The organism is Sphingomonas sp. SORGH_AS_0438 (assembly GCF_031453475.1).
In the GTDB taxonomy this organism is placed as follows: domain Bacteria; phylum Pseudomonadota; class Alphaproteobacteria; order Sphingomonadales; family Sphingomonadaceae; genus Sphingomonas.
The window spans coordinates 3394132-3410355 of sequence record NZ_JAVIZS010000001.1; the positions used below are offsets into that span (position 1 = coordinate 3394132).

18 protein-coding genes are annotated in these 16224 nt (G+C 69.4%); 9 read left to right on the forward strand and 9 right to left on the reverse strand.

Translation table 11 applies throughout. The features are described from left to right. Window positions 1-5: 5 nt before the first annotated feature. A complete protein-coding gene (locus tag QE452_RS16030) occupies window positions 6-764 on the forward strand; it encodes a sulfite exporter TauE/SafE family protein (protein ID WP_309659279.1) in 759 nt (252 codons plus the stop codon). 21 nt (window positions 765-785) lie between these two features. Here QE452_RS16030 and holA read toward each other — a convergent pair whose 3' ends face one another. Genes holA through QE452_RS16050 form a run of 4 tightly spaced genes read right to left on the reverse strand, consistent with a single transcriptional unit; the run spans window position 786 to window position 5275 of the window. Next, complete coding sequence (gene holA, locus QE452_RS16035) at window positions 786-1805, reverse strand: DNA polymerase III subunit delta (RefSeq protein WP_309730368.1); 1020 nt, start codon at window positions 1803-1805, stop codon at window positions 786-788. Between the two features lie 4 nt (window positions 1806-1809). Beyond that, window positions 1810-2328: an LPS assembly lipoprotein LptE gene (gene lptE, locus QE452_RS16040; protein WP_309659277.1), complete on the reverse strand. Its 519-nt coding sequence runs from the start codon at window positions 2326-2328 to the stop codon at window positions 1810-1812. Then, a complete protein-coding gene (gene leuS, locus QE452_RS16045) occupies window positions 2325-4826 on the reverse strand; it encodes a leucine--tRNA ligase (protein WP_309659276.1) in 2502 nt (833 codons plus the stop codon). Before leuS ends, lptE begins: the two co-directional genes overlap by 4 nt. A gap of 11 nt (window positions 4827-4837) precedes the next feature. Next, entirely contained in the window at window positions 4838-5275 is a 438-nt protein-coding gene (locus QE452_RS16050; protein ID WP_125994422.1) for a DUF3576 domain-containing protein, read from the reverse strand. 230 nt (window positions 5276-5505) lie between these two features. Between QE452_RS16050 and QE452_RS16055 the strand changes: the two genes are divergently transcribed. Then, window positions 5506-6213 carry a hypothetical protein gene (locus QE452_RS16055; protein WP_206433160.1) on the forward strand — a complete coding sequence of 236 codons (708 nt, stop codon included), beginning with the start codon at window positions 5506-5508 and terminating at the stop codon, window positions 6211-6213. 440 nt (window positions 6214-6653) lie between these two features. On the opposite strand, the gene nrdR is transcribed toward QE452_RS16055, so the two are convergent. From nrdR to rpiB, 4 genes are read right to left on the reverse strand one after another with little or no spacing between them, the layout of a single operon-like run. After that, window positions 6654-7133 (reverse strand): transcriptional regulator NrdR, encoded by a 480-nt coding sequence (gene nrdR, locus QE452_RS16060; RefSeq protein ID WP_125994423.1) that lies wholly within the window; start codon window positions 7131-7133, stop codon window positions 6654-6656. Further along, complete coding sequence (locus QE452_RS16065; protein WP_125994424.1) at window positions 7134-7325, reverse strand: hypothetical protein; 192 nt, start codon at window positions 7323-7325, stop codon at window positions 7134-7136. Window positions 7326-7330: 5 nt separating this feature from the next. After that, on the reverse strand, window positions 7331-8641 hold the full coding sequence (gene glyA / locus QE452_RS16070; protein ID WP_309659275.1) for a serine hydroxymethyltransferase: 1311 nt from the start codon (window positions 8639-8641) through the stop codon (window positions 7331-7333). Continuing rightward, window positions 8638-9105, reverse strand: a complete 468-nt coding sequence (gene rpiB, locus QE452_RS16075) for a ribose 5-phosphate isomerase B (protein WP_309659274.1) — start codon at window positions 9103-9105, stop codon at window positions 8638-8640. Before rpiB ends, glyA begins: the two co-directional genes overlap by 4 nt. 109 nt (window positions 9106-9214) lie before the next feature. Between rpiB and QE452_RS16080 the strand changes: the two genes are divergently transcribed. The 4 genes from QE452_RS16080 to QE452_RS16095 are packed head-to-tail and all read left to right on the forward strand — an operon-like array spanning window position 9215 to window position 11523. After that, the gene (locus QE452_RS16080; RefSeq protein WP_309659273.1) at window positions 9215-9784 is read left to right on the forward strand and encodes a sigma-70 family RNA polymerase sigma factor; all 570 of its coding nucleotides are present in this window, start codon (window positions 9215-9217) and stop codon (window positions 9782-9784) included. Beyond that, window positions 9774-10490, forward strand: coding sequence for an anti-sigma factor domain-containing protein (locus tag QE452_RS16085; RefSeq protein WP_309659272.1), 717 nt, complete (start codon window positions 9774-9776; stop codon window positions 10488-10490). Before QE452_RS16080 ends, QE452_RS16085 begins: the two co-directional genes overlap by 11 nt. A gap of 32 nt (window positions 10491-10522) precedes the next feature. Beyond that, a complete protein-coding gene (locus QE452_RS16090; protein ID WP_309730555.1) occupies window positions 10523-10948 on the forward strand; it encodes a DUF3429 domain-containing protein in 426 nt (141 codons plus the stop codon). 8 nt (window positions 10949-10956) lie between these two features. Then, window positions 10957-11523 carry a Uma2 family endonuclease gene (locus QE452_RS16095; protein WP_309659270.1) on the forward strand — a complete coding sequence of 189 codons (567 nt, stop codon included), beginning with the start codon at window positions 10957-10959 and terminating at the stop codon, window positions 11521-11523. A 27-nt stretch (window positions 11524-11550) separates the two neighbouring features. Here QE452_RS16095 and QE452_RS16100 read toward each other — a convergent pair whose 3' ends face one another. Beyond that, entirely contained in the window at window positions 11551-12639 is a 1089-nt protein-coding gene (locus QE452_RS16100; protein ID WP_309659269.1) for an alkene reductase, read from the reverse strand. A 78-nt stretch (window positions 12640-12717) separates the two neighbouring features. On the opposite strand from QE452_RS16100, the gene QE452_RS16105 reads away from it, so the two are divergent. The 3 genes from QE452_RS16105 (at window position 12718) to hemA (ending at window position 15689) form a co-directional block, all read left to right on the forward strand. Beyond that, a complete protein-coding gene (locus tag QE452_RS16105; RefSeq protein WP_405052776.1) occupies window positions 12718-13665 on the forward strand; it encodes a DMT family transporter in 948 nt (315 codons plus the stop codon). Window positions 13666-13681: 16 nt separating this feature from the next. Further along, on the forward strand, window positions 13682-14341 hold the full coding sequence (locus tag QE452_RS16110) for a COQ9 family protein (RefSeq protein WP_309659268.1): 660 nt from the start codon (window positions 13682-13684) through the stop codon (window positions 14339-14341). A gap of 100 nt (window positions 14342-14441) precedes the next feature. After that, window positions 14442-15689 (forward strand): 5-aminolevulinate synthase, encoded by a 1248-nt coding sequence (gene hemA / locus QE452_RS16115; RefSeq protein ID WP_309659267.1) that lies wholly within the window; start codon window positions 14442-14444, stop codon window positions 15687-15689. The last annotated feature ends 535 nt before the right edge of the window (window positions 15690-16224 follow it).

Consider the following 16224-nt stretch of genomic DNA (forward strand, 5'->3'; position numbering starts at 1 on the left):
CGGCGGTGATCGATGCCGGCGCGATGGCGCTCGCGGCCGTTGCCGGCCTGGTCGGCGGCGGGATGAACGCGCTGGCGGGGGGCGGCACCTTCGCCACCATGCCGGCGCTGCTCGGGCTCGGCACGCCGGCCAATGTGGCCAACGCCACGTCGAACTTGGCGCTGATGCCGGGGGCCTGGGCCAGCGCCTGGGCGTTCCGCGACGAGCTGCGCCCCGTGGGCGGCGTATCGGTGCGCGTGCTGGCGGCGATCACCTTCGCGGGCGGGCTGCTGGGCAGCGTGCTGCTGGTCGCGACGCCGGGCCGCGCCTTCGACGTGATCGTGCCATGGCTGCTGCTGATCGCCTTCCTGGCCATCGCCTTCGGGCGCCGGGCCGGCGACTGGCTGCGCGACCGGGTGACGATCGGCACATCGACGCTGATGATCGTGCAGGCGGTGCTGGGCACCTATGGCGGCTATTTCGGCGGCGGCGTCGGCATCATGACCACCGCCACCTATGGCCTGCTGGCGGGCGAATCGGTGAGGTCGATGTTCGCGCCGCGCACGCTGATGCTGGCGGTGGCGAATTTCGCGGCGGCGCTGGTCTTCATGGCCACCGGGCTGGTGCGCTGGCAGCTGTGCCTGCCGATGCTGGTCGGCGGCCTACTTGGCGGCTGGCTGGGCGCGTCGCTGGGCAAGGCGTTGCCGGCGTCGGTGGTGCGTGGCTGGACGCTGCTGGTGACGGCGGCGACGACGATCGTGTTCTTCGTGCGGGCGTACGGGTGATCCGGAACGCCTGACGGCTCGTTACCGCCGCCGCGCCAGGGCCCGCGCGAGCGACAGCGCCGCATCGTCGGCCAGCACGCCGCCGGCATTGCCCGGCGCCATCACCGCGCGCTCCGCCCGGCGGACGCGGGCGAGCGCGTTGGCGAGCATCGCGGGCGTCCAGCGGCGCAGATGGCGCGCGGTCGCGGCCTCCTCCTTGAAGAAGACGCGGTGGCGCTTCATCACCGCCTCGACCGGCTCGCCCGTGGCCATTTCCGCGCGCATCTCGGCAAGCGACACCAGTCGGCGCGCCACCTGGCGCAGCCAGGGAATGGGCGACCCGCCCGCCTCCGCCAGCCGCCCCAATTCGCTGGCGAGCAGGTCCGGCCGTCCTTCGATCAGCGTGTCGACCAGCGCGAAGGTCTCGCCCTCGTCCAGATCCGCGCCGACCGCGTCCAGCGCCGCCAGAGTCAGTTCCTGCGGCCGGTCCGGCGCGGCGTCCAGATAGAGCGCCAGCTTCTCGACCTCGCGCGCCAACACCGACCGGTCGCCGCCCGCCGACTCGACCAACCGCGCGGCGACCCCGGGGGCGACGCGCATCCCCTGGTCCTGCGCCAGTTGCGCGGCGAGCTTCTCGGCATCCTGCGCGGTCGGGGGATAGCAGCCAAAGGCCATGGCGCGCGGATGGTCGAGCGCCAGCTTCACGATCTTGGCGCTGGTCTTCACCCCCGGCGCGATCGCCACGACCGGATTGGTGCCGCTTTCGAGTTCGAGCAGGGCGGTGACGGCGGCGAGGCTTTCCTCGCCCAAGCCGGTGATCCGCACCCAGCGCGGCGTACCGAACAGCGACATCGACGCCGCTTCGTCCGCCAGCCGCGCCGGATCGGCGCGTAGCGCCGCGCCCTCCAGGTCGATCCGCTCCGCCTCCGGCCCCAGCGCCTTGCCGAGCAGGGCTGCCAGCGCCTGCGCGCCCGCCTCGTCCGGTCCATGCAACAGGTGGAAGCGGACGTCGCGCCGGGGAGACTGGAGCGCCTGCCGGATCTGGCCGGCATTGGCCTTCACCGCGTCACTGCCCCGTGCTGGGCGTCTTGGCCCGGTTGCGCGCGGTGATCGCGACGCTGGTCACGATCTCGTCCGCGACGATCTTGGCGAGGCGTTCGAGCGCGCTGTTCTCCGCCGCGATCGTCGCATATTCGGACTGGACCACGTCGATCCCGGCATCCGAGCCGGCGGTCGCGTCGAGCAGCGTCCGGTTGTCCGACAGGTCGGTCAGCTGATAGCGCGCGCGCAATATCCGCCGCTCGCGCGTGATCGAATCGTCGCCGCGTACGCCCAGGCCGCTGATCTGGTCGTCCAGCCGCACCGTCAGCCGATAGCGCGGCGTGCCCGTCGCGCCCAGCCGGTCGCGCAAGGCATTGCCGACCAGCCAGCCCGCCTTGCCCTCGATCGGCGCGACCTCGACCTCGGCGAGCGATTTCGCGACCGGTCCGGCCGCGCCGCCCGCATAGAGCGGATGCAGGCCGCAGCCGCCGAGCAGCGGGGTCGCGGCCAGCGCCAGCGCGGAAAGGGCGAGATGGCGGGTCATGCGACGATGTTCACCAGCCGGTCGGGCACCACAATCACCTTGCGCGGTGCCTTGCCCTCCAGGATGCGGACGATCTTGTCGCTGGCCAGTGCCGCCGCCTCGACATCCTCGCGGGCCGCGCCCTTGGCGAAGACCAGCGTGTCGCGCAACTTGCCGTTGACCTGCACCGCGATCGTCACCTCGTCATCGACCAGCATCGCCGGATCGACCACCGGCCAGGCGGCATCGGCGATCAGCCCGTCCTGCCCGCTCGTGGCCCAGGCCTCCTCGGCCAGATGCGGGACCATCGGCGCGGACAGCCGCACCATGGTCGCGATCGCGTCGCGCCGGTCGGCGGAGGGGGCGGCCTTCTCGATCGCGCCGGCCAGCGTGTAGAGCAGCGCCACCGCCTTGTTGAACTGCAACCCCTCGATCGCCTCGGCGACGCCCGCCGTGGTGCGGTGGACCAGCTTGCGCAAGGCGACGTCCTCGCCCTCCGCCGGTGCCTCGGCCTGCCCGACCAGGCGCCACAGCCGCTGGACGAAGCGCCACGCGCCCTCGATGCCGTTCTCGCTCCACTCCAGGTCGCGCTCGGGCGGCGAGTCGGAGAGCATGAACCAGCGGACCGCGTCGGCGCCATATTGGTCGACGATCGGTTCGGGATCGATCGTGTTCTTCTTCGACTTCGACATCTTCTCGATGCGGCCGATGGTGATCGGCTGGCCGGTCGCGATCTCGATGCCATCGCGGACATCCTCGGGCGCCAGCCAGCGATTGTCCGACGACTTGTAGGTCTCGTGCGTGACCATGCCCTGCGTGAACAGGCCGGCGAACGGCTCGGCGATGTCGAGCTGGCCGATATGCTTCAACGCACGCGTCCAGAAGCGGGCATAGAGCAGGTGCAGGATCGCATGCTCGACGCCGCCGATATACTGGCCCACCGGCAGCCACTGCGCCGCCTCTGCCGGATCGAACGGGCGATCCCGGGGCTGGCTGGCGAAGCGGATGAAATACCAGGACGAATCGACGAAGGTGTCGAGCGTGTCGGTTTCCCGACGCGCCGCGGCACCGCAATTCGGGCAGGCGACGTCCTTCCAGCTCGGATGCCGGTCCAGCGGATTGCCGGGGATGGCGAAGGACACGTCCTCGGGCAGCACCACGGGCAGCTGGTCCTTGGGCACCGGCACCGCGCCGCAGGCGTCGCAATGGATGATCGGGATCGGCGTGCCCCAGTAGCGCTGGCGGCTGACGCCCCAGTCGCGCAGGCGATAGACGGTCGAGCCCTGGCCCCAGCCCTCCGCCTCGGCGCGCGCGATCACCTGGCGCTTCGCCTCCTCGATGGCGAGGCCGTCGAGGAAGTGCGAGTTGACGATCGTGCCCGCCCCGGTGAAGGCGGTGTCGCCCTCGAACAGCGCGGCGGTCGCCTCGCCATCGGCGACGACGCGCTGGACCGGCAGCGCGTATTTGCGCGCGAAATCCATGTCGCGCTGGTCGTGCGCGGGCACGCCGAACACCGCGCCGGTGCCATAGTCCATCAGCACGAAATTGGCGATGTAGACCGGCAGTTGCCAGTTCGGGTCGAGCGGATGCTGCGCGGTCAGGCCGGTGTCGAACCCCAGCTTCTCCTGCGTCTCCAGCTCGGCGGCGGTGGTGCCGCCCTGCTTGCAGCGGGCGACGAAGGCGGCGACCGCCTCATTGCCGGCCGCCAGCGCTTGCGCGATCGGATGGTCCGCCGCCACCGCGACGAAGCTGGCGCCGAAGATCGTGTCGGGGCGGGTGGTGAACACCTCCACCGACCCGCCATCGGACAGCCGGAACCGGAATTGCAGGCCCTGGCTGCGGCCGATCCAGTTCTCCTGCATCAGCTTCACCTTGTCGGGCCACTGGTCCAGGCTCTCCAGCCCCTCCAGCAGTTCGTCGGCGAAGTCGGTGATCTTCAGGAACCACTGGTTCAGCTTGCGCTTCTCGACCAGTGCGCCGGAGCGCCAGCCGCGCCCGTCGATCACCTGCTCATTGGCCAGCACGGTCATGTCGACCGGGTCCCAATTGACCGTCGACTCCTTGCGATAGACCAGGCCGGCGGCGAACAGGTCGAGGAACAGCGCCTGTTCGTGGCCGTAATAGTCCGGCTCGCAGGTGGCGAGTTCGCGGCTCCAATCGAGCGCGAAGCCCAGCCGCTTCAGCTGCGCCTTCATCGTCGCGATGTTGGCGCGGGTCCAGTTGCCCGGATGGACGCCCTTTTCCATCGCGGCATTCTCGGCCGGCATGCCGAACGCGTCCCAGCCCATCGGGTGGAGCACCTCATGCCCGGTCATCCGCCGATAGCGCGCCAGCACGTCGCCCATCGTATAGTTGCGGACATGGCCCATATGGATCTTCCCCGAGGGATAGGGGAACATCTCCAGCACATAGGCGCGCGGCTTGGTCGAGGCGGCATCGGCGGCGAAGCTCTGCCGCTCGTCCCAGACGCGCTGCCAATGGGCGTCGGCCTTCAGCGCGTTGAAGCGCGTATTGGTCATGAGGTGCGCCTTCAGCCCGCGATCGAGGTGCGGCGCAGGTCGCGGGCGCGGGTCAGGATCAAATCCTCCAGCTTCTGCGTGGTCGCGGCCTGGACGGGCGCGGCGACCCATTGGCCGCCCTGGTTCACCTGGCGCAGCGCCGCGACGCGCACCGCGTCGGCGCGCAGGTCCTGGTCCAGGATGGTGACGGTCACCTTCATCCGCTCGGTCGGCACCTGCGGGTTCACATACCAGTCGGTGACGATGACGCCGCCGTTCGAATCGGTCTGGACCAGCGGCATGAAGCTCAGCGTGTCGAGCGCGGCGCGCCACAGATAGGAATTGACGCCGATCGTCGTGACCTTGCTGGCCGCCAGGTCGCCGCTCGGCAACCCGCTCTTGCGGCCGCCGCAGGCGGTGAGCGACAGCGCGGCGGTGGCCGCGATCAAAAGGGCGGTACGGCGGAACATATACGATGAATCCTGCGCAGGAAGGGCGTGCCCTCCGGCCTGTACCGCCCGCCGCCATGCCTAGCAAGGCGCGCCCGAATCCGTCTGACCGGTCGTCCGGCGGGGGCGGGGCTGTGGGATGGATGCAACAGGCGGTATGAAATTGGTCTGACAAGGTGGCGACGCCGGATCAAACCATGCTACATAGAGTTGCCGGGCGATGGTTCGTCACGGGTCGATAAGGGAATGACATGAGGGCGGGGCGCTTCATCGTCGGGATCGCTGCGGGGGCGCTGGTCGCTCTCGGCGCCGTCGTTGCGCCCGCATTCGGCGCGTCCGAACGGACCGCGGCCAAGCCGATCAAGCGGTCGACCCTGCGCAGCGTCGGTGGCTTCACCCCCGCATCGGGCGATCCGCGACTCGCCGCGCTGCTGGCGCGCGGCGGCTTCGACCCCAACGGCTTCCACTTCACCCCCGCCGATACGCGTCGCGACACGCGCGCGGTGACGGTGGCGGTGCGGGCCCGCTCGATCCGCGCCACCGAAGGCGGGCGCACCGATCTCGCCAGCAACTCGACCGTCGTCGGCCTGGCGCCGATCGCCTATAATCTGGGCGCGGCGGTGGGCTGGAAGCGGTTCGCGCTGGCCGGCGACGTGACGCGCGTCGATCTGCAGGGCCTGCCGGGCGGGCGCGAGGGCGCGGACGTCGCGGTCAGCTATACCGGCAATCGCTGGTCCGGCCGGGTCAAGGCCGCCGCCGATCGCCCGATCGAGGGGACGCCGCGGGCGATCGCCGAGCTGCCCAGCTATTCGGTCGATCTGGGCGGGTCCTATTCGCTCACGCATAATCTCGATGTCACCGCCGGGCTGCGCTATCGCTCGGATCGCGAGCGCCTGACCCGCGTCGACGACCACCGCGACAGCCAGGCGGTCTATGTGGGCACCGCCTTCCGCTTCTGATCGGGGTTCCGGCTGGTCCGGGCGTTGGATCAAGTCTGCGAGGGTTTAGGCTTGTGGGCTGTGGCCTATGCCGCGTTCGAGTGAGATTCTCTTCAGAGCGCGCTACACCGTCCGGGCAAGGGCGGGGCCGTTGCAAAACTCGACGGTTCCCTCCCATCACGCTCCACCCCGGCGGAGGCCGAGGTCCAGTGACGGAGCCTTTCGAAAGAGTGGCCAGGCTCGCCCAACTGGATCCCGGCCTTCGCCGGGATGGCCCGGTGATGGGCTAAGGTCACGCTCTGTCCGAAGCGGAGCGTTGGCGGGGGGCGATCCTGCAAAGCTCCGGCGGCGTAAGCCAATCGCACGTCTATGGTAGATCGTCGCGGGCATGACGGCAGGACACACCGTCTGCGCCACACCAAGCGTCGCAGCGGGCAAGCCGGCCTTTCACCCCGCCGCCATCATCCCCGCGTGGCGTCGCTGACCTGTCCGGCTTCCTCGACCTGTCCGGCAAAGGCCTCGAAGTCCTTTGCCTCGCTGAAATCGCGATAGACGCTGGCGAAGCGGATATAGGCGACCGAATCCAGGCCCTTCAGCCCGTCCATCACCATCTCGCCGATCCGGGCGGAGGTCACCTCGGTATCGCCCAGCGTCTCCAGCCGGCGCTGGATGCCGGTGACCAGCTTCTCGATCCGCGCCGGCTCGATCGGCCGCTTGCGCGCGGCGATCGCGACCGAGCGCATCAGCTTCTCGCGGTCGAACGGCTCGCGCCGATCCTCGCTCTTCAGCACGGTCAGTTCGCGTAGCTGGATCCGCTCGAAGGTGGTGAAGCGCGCCGCGCAGCCCTCGCACTGCCGCCGGCGCCGGATCGCCGCCCCATCCTCGGTGGGGCGGCTGTCCTTCACCTGACTGTCGTCATGGCCGCAAAAGGGACAGCGCATTCAGGCCTTCTTCTTGTCACGTTTCCAATACGCATAGGTAGCACCGGCCACCGCGCCCAAAGGTACCGTGAATGGCAGCGGAATGGCAACCACGGCACCGATAGCCGCCCACTTCGCCATCGACTTGCCCAAGCCAGGCGTGTTCTTCACCGTTTCGGGAACCGCATTGATCTTGTCTTCGAAGCTGCTCATCCGGATCATCCTTGATAGATGGGGAAGCGTGCGCACAGCGCGCGCACACGCGTCCGAACGTCCGCCTCGACCTCCGGGTCCCCATGCTCGCCCTTCTTGGCCAGGCCGTCGAGCACGTCGGCGACCATATGGCCGATCTCGCGGAACTCGGCCGGGCCGAAGCCGCGCGTGGTGCCGGCGGGCGAGCCGACGCGGATGCCGCTGGTCTTGACCGGGGGCAGCGGATCGTTGGGGATGCCGTTCTTGTTGCAGGTGATGCCCGCCCGCTCCAGTGCCTCGTCCGCGTCGCGGCCGGTGATGCCGAGCGGACGCAGGTCGATCAGGGCCAGATGCGTGTCGGTGCCGCCCGCGATCACGTCCGCGCCGCGCTCCTTCAGCGTGGCGGCCAGCACCCGCGCATTCTCGACCACGGCGGCGATATAGCCCTTATAGTCGGGGCGCAGCGCCTCGCCGAACGCCACCGCCTTGGCGGCGATGACGTGCATCAGCGGGCCGCCCTGGAGGCCTGGGAACACCGCCGAGTTGATCTTCTTCGCCAGCGCCTCGTCATCGGTCATGATCATGCCGCCGCGCGGACCGCGCAGCGTCTTGTGCGTGGTGGTGGTGACGACATGCGCATGGCCGAACGGGGTCGGGTGCAGGCCGGCGGCGACGATGCCGGCGAAATGCGCCATGTCGACCATGAAATAGGCCCCGACCTTGTCCGCGATCTCACGGAAGCGGGCGAAGTCGATGACGCGCGGATAGGCGGAGCCGCCGGCGATGATGAGCTTGGGGCTATGCTCGACCGCCAGCGCCTCGACCTGGTCGTAATCGATCAGGTGGGTGACCGGGTCGACGCCATATTGCACGGCGTTGAACCACTTGCCCGACATCGCGGCGCGCGCGCCATGGGTCAGGTGGCCGCCCGCGTCCAGGCTCATGCCCAGGATCGTGTCGCCCGGCTTGACCAGCGCCAGCATCACCGCGCCGTTCGCCTGCGCGCCCGAATGCGGCTGGACGTTGACGAAGCCGCAGCCGAAGATCTGCTTGGCGCGGTCGATCGCCAGCTGCTCGACCACATCGGACGGGGCGCAGCCCTGGTAATAGCGCTTGCCCGGATAGCCCTCGGCATATTTGTTGGTGAAGACCGAGCCCTGCGCCTCCAGCACGGCGCGCGAGACGATGTTCTCCGAGGCGATCAGCTCGATCTGGGTCTGCTCGCGCTCCAGTTCCTGGGCGATGCCGGCGAAGACCGCCGCGTCGGCGTCCGCCAGGTCGCGGGTGAAGAAGCCCTCGGGCTGCGCGCTCACGGTATCAAGGGGCTGGCTGCTCATGCGGCATGGTCCTGTTGAGAGGGGGCGGCGAAGAGGGCGGCGCCCAGCTTCTCGACCCGGTGTTGGTGGCGACCGCCCTCGAAATCGGCGGTCAGGAAGGCGGTGATGCAGGCCTTGGCCATATCCTCGCCGGTCAGGCGCGCGCCCATGGCGATGGCGTTGGCGTCGTTGTGCTGGCGGGCGAGCGTCGCCGACAGCGGCTCGGACACCAGGGCGCAGCGACAGGCGGGATGGCGGTTGGCGGCGATCGAGATGCCGATGCCCGAGCCGCACAGCGCGACGCCGCGCTCGGCCCGGCCGTCGGCGATCGCCTCGGCCAGCGCATAGCCATAGTCGGGATAGTCGACGCGGCCGTCGCCATGCGTGCCCAGGTCGATCACCTCATGCCCCTGCTCCGCCAGCCAGGCGGCCAGCCCCGATTTGAGGGCGACGGCGGCATGATCGGCGGCGATGGCGATGCGCATGGGCGCTTCCTGGCGGCAAGGGGATGGGATGGGCGCGCCCATAGCCCGGTCGCATCCGAATGACCATAGACCTTGCCGCGCGAAGGGATGCGTCTATCGTCGCGTCTCGATGGTCCGCACCGCTTCCCCCGACGCCCGCGCATATCTCGCCGCGATGCTGATCGCCACCGGCAGTGAGGATCGCGCCGCCTTTCGCGAGGTCTATCGACTGACCTCCGCGAAGCTTTTCGGCATCTGCCTGCGTATCTGCGGCGACCGGAGCGCGGCGGAGGATGTGTTGCACGATGTCTATCTGACGATCTGGCGCCGGGCGGGCGCGTGGGAGCCGGGACGGGCCAGCCCGATCACCTGGCTGGCCACCGTCGCGCGCAACCGGGCGATCGACTGGCGCCGGGCGCAGGGCGGCCGCCAGACCCGCCCGATCGCCGAGGCGCCCGACATCGCCGATAGCGCGCCGGACGCGGAGGCGATGCTGGTCGCCGATGGCGAGCGGCACCGGCTGGTCGATTGCCTGGAGGAGCTGGAGGACCGGTCCCGCGCCGCGATCCGCACCGCCTTTTTCGACGGGCTGACCTATGCCGAGATCGCCGAGCGCGCCGCCGTGCCGCTCGGCACCGCCAAGAGCTGGATCCGCCGCGGCCTCGCCCGGCTGAAGGAGTGCCTGGACCGTGACGGATGAACCCGACCTCCAGGCCGCCGAACTGGCGCTGGGCGTGCTCGATGGTGAGGCGCGCGCGGCGGCGCTGCGCCGGGTATTGGCCGAACCGGATTTCGCGGCCGAGGTGGAGCGGTGGCGGCTCTATTTCGCGCAGCTCTTCGACCTGTGGCCCGAAGTGGAGCCACCTGAGGATCTGATCGAGCGGATCGACGCCAGCCTGGGCGGGCCCGGCCATGTCCGGACCCGCCGCGCCGCGCCCTGGCCGCTGATCGCCATCGCCTCCAGCGCGCTGGCGGCGTGCCTACTCGTCATCCTGCTGCTGCGGCCCGCGCCGGAGCCGGTCGCTCCGTCGCCGACGCCGCCCGCCCCGATCGCCAGCGCAACGCCCGCCCCGGCGAGCGGACCGACGCTGATCGCGATGCTGGGCGAGGGCAAGACGCCGATCGCCGCCGCCTATGACGGGGCGGCGGGGCGGTTGCGCGTCGCCAGCCAGCCGACGACGCCGAGCGGCCGGGTCGCGCAGCTCTGGGTGATCGGCGGCGACGCCACCCCGCATCCGCTGGGGCTGCTGGGGCCGGACGGGCTGGAGCTGGTGCTCGCCCCCGCCGACCGGGCGCGGATCGTGGCCGGCGCGACGCTCGCCATCTCGATCGAGCCGCCGGGCGGGTCGCCGACCGGCCTGCCGACCGGACCCGTGGTCGCGACGGGCGCGTTGTCCAGGGTATGAGGTCCCCTGCGTCGTCCCCCACCTTGTCCACCGTGTCGCCCGCCGCCCGGCTGCTGGGTTTCTCCGGTCTGCTGCCGCCGCTGGCGCTGCTGGGGCTGGCGCTGGTCCGGCCGGACGACGGGTGGCGGATGCTGGCCTTCGCCTATGCGGGGCTGATCTTCAGCTTCCTGGGCGGCATGTGGTGGGGCTTCGCGGTGCGGCGGCCGGCGGCGGCGCAGGCGCCGTTGCTGGTCGCCGCGGTGGTGCCGTCGCTGGTCGCCTTTGGGCTGCTGGGGGTGGGGCTGATGCTGCTCGACCTGCGCTGGCCGCTCGTCCTGCTGGGCGTGGCCATCCTGCTGACGCTGCCGGTCGACCGCCATCTGGCGACGACGGGCGATGCGCCCAAAGGCTGGATGGCCCTGCGCGTGCCGCTGTCGCTGGGCCTGGGTCTGCTGACCATCGCGATGGGCGTGGTATAGGGGAGCGCATGAACAGGCTGGCGACCCTCCCGACTCCGGAGTCGTTCAAGGCACGCTTCACTGCGTCGGAGTTCCTGCGCATGGCTGAGGCCGGCGCGTTCGAAGGAATGACGGTCGAACTGGTCGGGGGAGAATTGGAACGGATGAATCCACCGCAGACCGCCCATGCGGGGCGACAGGCGATGGTCGTGGGTCAGCTGTGGGCGATCTTCGCATCCAGTGAAATACGGGTGATGGGCGAAGTCGGATTGGAATTGGCCGACGACATGATCCTGTCCTGCGACGCGGCGCTGCTGAACGGGCCGGTCGCGGCGGGACGTCTGGCCCGGCCGGAGGAATTGCGGCTCGTCGTCGAGATCGCGGAGACGACGCGGCTGCGCGACCTGGGCATGAAACGCATCGCCTATGCCACGGCCGGCGTGCCGGTCTATTGGGTGGTGGACGGGCCGATGGCGGTGACCCATGTCCATGCCGAGCCGATGCGGGGCGATTACCGCCGCGTCGTCACTATCCCCTTTGGCGAGCCGGTGCCGGTGCCGGTGCCGGGCAGCGAGCGGACGATCGTCATCGCCTGAACGGGATGACGATCGTCCGGTACGCGATCAGGCCTCGGCGGTTTCCAGCGCCGGATAGTCGATATAGCCCTCCGGTCCCTGGCTGTACCAGGTCTTCGGATTGCTCTCGTTGAGCGGCGCGCCGGTACGCAGGCGTTCCGGCAGGTCGGGATTGGCCAGGAAGGTACGGCCGAAGCTGATCGCGTCGGCGACGCCCTCGTCCAGCTTGGCCTGTGCCGCCTCACGAGTGTCATAGTCGCTGTTCAGCACCAGCGGGCGCGAGAAGGCCTCGCGGATCTGCGGGCTGAGGGGCGGCACGTCGGTGCGGCCGAAGGTGCCGTCGGGGCCGGGCTCGCGCAATTCCAGGAAGCCGATGCCGATCGCGTCCAGCGCCTTCACCGCCGGCAGGAAGACGGCGGCCGGGTTGCTGTCGTCGACGCCCTGGCTGTCGCCATTGGGCGACAGGCGCACCGAGGTGCGGCCCTCGCCCGCCACCGCCGCGACGCGCTCGGTCACTTCGCGGAGCAGGCGGATGCGGTTTTCCGGGCTGCCGCCATAGCGGTCGTCGCGGAAATTGGCGTTGTCGCGCAGGAACTGGTCGATCAGATAACCATTGGCGGCGTGGATCTGCACGCCGTCGAAGCCGGCGGCGAGCGCGTTGCGAGTCGCGGTGGCGTAATCCTCGATGATGCCGGGAATCTCCTCCAGCGTCAGCGGACGGGCGACCTCGAAATCCTGCTTGCCGTCGAAGGTGTGGGCCTGCCCCTCGGTCCGCGTCGCGGAGCTGGAGACGGGCTGCGCGCCATAGACCGAGCTATGGCCCTGGCGACCGGTGTGCCAGAGCTGCGCGACGATACGGCCGCCGGCCTGATGGACCGCCGCGGTCACCGGCGTCCACGCCTCGACCTGCTCGTCCGACCACAGGCCCGGCGCATAGGGCCAGCCGAGACCGGTACGGCTGATCCCGGTCGCCTCGGAAATGATCAGGCCGGCGCTGGCGCGTTGCGCATAATAGTCCGCCATCATGGCGACCGGCACGCCGTCGCGGCCGGCGCGACCGCGGGTCAGCGGCGCCATCAGCAGGCGGTTGGCGGCGTGGATCGCCCCGAGATCGATGGGATCGAACAGGTTGGGCATTGGGACTCCTGACGGGATATGCATCACGAATGGCCCGGACGGGCCTGACGCGGACAAGATAGGGGGCTAGGGAGCCACATGCACCAAGCCGCTCGCCCAAGAAAAACTGAAGCCATACCAAGCTCTGGTCCGCCGCAGGCCACGGAACCGCTGGCCCTGCTGTGCGTGGCGGTGGCAAATATCGCGCTCGCCTTCGGTCCCTGGTTCGTGCGCGTCGCCGATACCGGGCCGGTCGCCTCGGCCTTCTGGCGGATCACGCTGGCCGCGCCGCTGATCTGCGTCATGGCCCTGGCCAGCGGCGCGCGGCCGCAGCGGCTGGGGGCGGGGCTGTGGATCACGCTGGCGCTGGCCGGCATCGCCTTCGCCGCCGATCTGGGCAGCTGGCATATGGGCATCCTGCGCACCACGCTGGCGAACGCGACCCTGTTCGGCAATTGCGCGGTGCTGATCTTCCCGCTCTACGGCTTCCTGGTCGCGCGGCGCTGGCCGGCGCGGGGGCAGGCCTATGCGCTGCTGCTGGCGCTGGCGGGCGGCGTGCTGCTGATGGGGCGGTCCTACGACCTCGATGCGCGCAACCTGGCGGGCGATCTGCTCTGCCTGTCCGCCGGCATCCTCTACACCGTCTATTTCATCCTGATGACCCATGCGCGCCGGGTGATGGCGCCGCTGTCGTCGCTGGCGCTGTCGACGCTCGCCAGCATCCTGCCGCTGCTCGGCTTCGCGCTGCTGCTCGGCGAGCGGGTGATGCCGCAGCATTGGACGCCGCTGATCGGGCTGGCGCTGGCCAGCCAGGTGCTGGGCCAGGGCTGCATGATCTATGCGCTGGGCCGGCTGTCGCCGCTGGTGATCGGCATCGCCCTGCTGATCCAGCCGATGGTGGCGGGCGCGATCGGCTGGATCGTCTATGGCGAGCGGCTGGGCGCACCCGACCTGATGGGTGCGGCGTTGGTGGCGGCGGCGCTGGTGATGGTCGCGCGTCGCCCGGCGGTTGCGCCGGTCGCCGCGGATGCGCATGTGCAGGGGTGAAGGAGTGGCCCAGGTGATGGCGACGGAACAGGACTTCACGCTCGAGGAGATTCGCCAGGCGCTGGCCCCGGCGATCGCGGCCAATGCCGCGTTCGACGGCTGGAGCGATCCGGCGCTGATGATGGCGGCGGAGGCGCACGGGATCGACGCGGATGTCGCGCGACTCGCCTTTGCCGGCGGCGCGGTGGCGATGATCGACGCCTGGTTCGAATCGATCGACCGGGCGATGGCCGCCGCGCTGCCCGCCGAGACGCTGGCGACGATGAAGATCCGCCAGCGGATCAGCGCGCTGATCGAGGAACGGCTGCGCCTGCTCGCCCCCGAGCGCGAATCGCTGCGCCGCGCCCGCGCGATCCTGGCGATGCCGCAGAATGTCACCACCGCGGCGCGGCTCGGCTGGCGATCAGCGGACCGGATGTGGCGGCTCGCCGGCGATACCGCCACCGACTATAACCATTATACCAAGCGGTCGCTGCTGCTCGCCATCTACACCGCCACGACGACGGTGCTGCTCGACGACGACAGCGAGGACCAGATGGAGACCCGCGCCTTCCTCCAGCGCCGGATCGACGGGCTGATGCGCTTCGAAAAGGCCAAGGCGGCGGCGCTCAAGCGGACCGAGCATCGCCCCAGCCTGTCGCGCTTCATCGGCCGGCTGCGCTACCCGGCGGTCTGAATGCGGCGGATCGGGTGGGACAATTTGTCCACCCGATCCGATCACCGTTACCGGCTTTATCCTCTTTCCCCTTGGGGTCGCGCGGATTACATCCCTGGTTATGGACAATATCGGCATTGGTTCAGAGGCGCGCGTCGACTACGCCCGGGTCTTCCATCAGGCGATCGACCGGCTCCATGCCGAGGGGCGCTACCGCGTCTTCATCGACATTCTGCGCAACAAGGGCGCCTTCCCCAATGCGCGCTGCTTCGCCGGGCATAACGGGCCGAAGCCGATCACCGTCTGGTGCTCCAACGACTATCTGGCGATGGGCCAGCATCCCAAGGTGATCGCGGCGATGGAGGAGGCGCTGCACGATGTCGGCGCCGGCTCCGGCGGCACGCGCAACATCGGCGGCAACACCCATTACCATGTCGACCTGGAGGCGGAGCTGGCCGACCTGCACGGCAAGGAAGCGGCACTGCTGTTCACGTCGGGCTATGTCTCCAACGAGGCGACGCTGGCGACGATCGCCAAGATCCTGCCGGGCTGCATCATCTTCTCCGACGAGCTGAACCACGCCTCGATGATCGCGGGTATCCGCAATGCCGGGTGCGAGAAGCGCGTGTTCCGCCACAACGACCTGGCGCATCTGGAGGAATTGCTGGCGGAGGCGGACCCCGCCGCGCCCAAGCTGATCGCGTTCGAGAGCGTCTATTCGATGGAGGGCGACATCGCCCCGATCGCCGCCATCTGCGACCTGGCGGACCGCTACAACGCGCTGACCTATCTGGACGAGGTCCATGCGGTCGGCATGTACGGCGCGCGCGGCGGCGGCATTTCGGAACGCGACGCGGTGGCGCACCGGCTGACGATCATCGAGGGGACGCTGGGCAAGGCGTTCGGCGTGATGGGCGGCTATATAGCCGCCGACCGGACGATCATCGACGTGATCCGCTCCTATGCGCCGGGCTTCATCTTCACCACCTCGCTGTCGCCGGTGCTGGTCGCGGGCGTGCTGGCGAGCGTGCGCCACCTGAAAAGCTCCACCGCCGAGCGCGAGGGACAGCAGGCCGCCGCCGCCACGCTCAAGGCGATGCTGCGCGATGCCGGCCTGCCGGTGATGCCGGGCGACACGCATATCGTGCCGGTGATGGTCGGCGATCCGGTCAAGGCCAAGAAGATCAGCGACATCCTGCTCGCCGAATATGGCGTGTACGTGCAGCCGATCAATTATCCCACGGTGCCGCGCGGCACCGAGCGGCTGCGCTTCACCCCCGGTCCCGCGCATGACGAAGCGATGATGCGCGACCTGACCCGGGCGCTGGTGGAGATCTGGGACCGGCTGGACCTGCGCATGGCGGCATGAGCCGTTATGGGCGGGGGGACGCAGTCCGGCCCGCCAAGGGATGGTGGTGAGTGAATCCGCGTCGCTCCTGACTCGCACCATCCCGGAGGAGGCGAAACCTCCACGAAAGTCGCTACCGTGCTCCTGCGAAGGCAGGAGTCCAGGGTTTTGCATGCTGTAAGGCGTTGTTTTGTTTGGCTTTAAAGCCCGATGACACGACCTTGACCTAAAATCGTCATTGCGAGCGCAGCGAAGCAATCCAGGGCGTCACGCGCGGGGCCCTGGATTGCTTCGCTGCGCTCGCAATGACGGCTTGGGTCAACTCGATGTCATCTGCTCCAGGCTCCTGCTTTCGCAGGAGCATAAGTCTGTCCGACCTGGAGCACGATCCAAGCACGATAGGCGGTCGCCGACGGCAGCCTCGAATGCTCCGCAACCCCGTATGGTATCCTATACGGTAACCATATCTTCGTACCTGATCGTCTAGCGCCTCCCCGGTTCAATCCGGGGATTCGATCAGGTGGCGCACGAACGGCAGATTTTTCACGACCCCAGC

Bases quoted from the DNA above. Each gene is read 5' to 3' on its own strand.
- lptE (WP_309659277.1), bottom strand. From the start codon at position 2,328: ATGACCCGCCATCTCGCCCTTTCCGCGCTGGCGCTGGCCGCGACCCCG.
- leuS (WP_309659276.1), bottom strand. From the start codon at position 4,826: ATGACCAATACGCGCTTCAACGCGCTGAAGGCCGACGCCCATTGGCAG.
- QE452_RS16050 (WP_125994422.1), bottom strand. From the start codon at position 5,275: ATGTTCCGCCGTACCGCCCTTTTGATCGCGGCCACCGCCGCGCTGTCG.
- QE452_RS16055 (WP_206433160.1), top strand. From the start codon at position 5,506: ATGAGGGCGGGGCGCTTCATCGTCGGGATCGCTGCGGGGGCGCTGGTC.
- nrdR (WP_125994423.1), bottom strand. From the start codon at position 7,133: ATGCGCTGTCCCTTTTGCGGCCATGACGACAGTCAGGTGAAGGACAGC.
- QE452_RS16065 (WP_125994424.1), bottom strand. From the start codon at position 7,325: ATGAGCAGCTTCGAAGACAAGATCAATGCGGTTCCCGAAACGGTGAAG.
- glyA (WP_309659275.1), bottom strand. From the start codon at position 8,641: ATGAGCAGCCAGCCCCTTGATACCGTGAGCGCGCAGCCCGAGGGCTTC.
- rpiB (WP_309659274.1), bottom strand. From the start codon at position 9,105: ATGCGCATCGCCATCGCCGCCGATCATGCCGCCGTCGCCCTCAAATCG.
- QE452_RS16080 (WP_309659273.1), top strand. From the start codon at position 9,215: ATGGTCCGCACCGCTTCCCCCGACGCCCGCGCATATCTCGCCGCGATG.
- QE452_RS16095 (WP_309659270.1), top strand. From the start codon at position 10,957: ATGAACAGGCTGGCGACCCTCCCGACTCCGGAGTCGTTCAAGGCACGC.
- QE452_RS16100 (WP_309659269.1), bottom strand. From the start codon at position 12,639: ATGCCCAACCTGTTCGATCCCATCGATCTCGGGGCGATCCACGCCGCC.
- QE452_RS16105 (WP_405052776.1), top strand. From the start codon at position 12,718: ATGCACCAAGCCGCTCGCCCAAGAAAAACTGAAGCCATACCAAGCTCT.
- QE452_RS16110 (WP_309659268.1), top strand. From the start codon at position 13,682: ATGGCGACGGAACAGGACTTCACGCTCGAGGAGATTCGCCAGGCGCTG.
- hemA (WP_309659267.1), top strand. From the start codon at position 14,442: ATGGACAATATCGGCATTGGTTCAGAGGCGCGCGTCGACTACGCCCGG.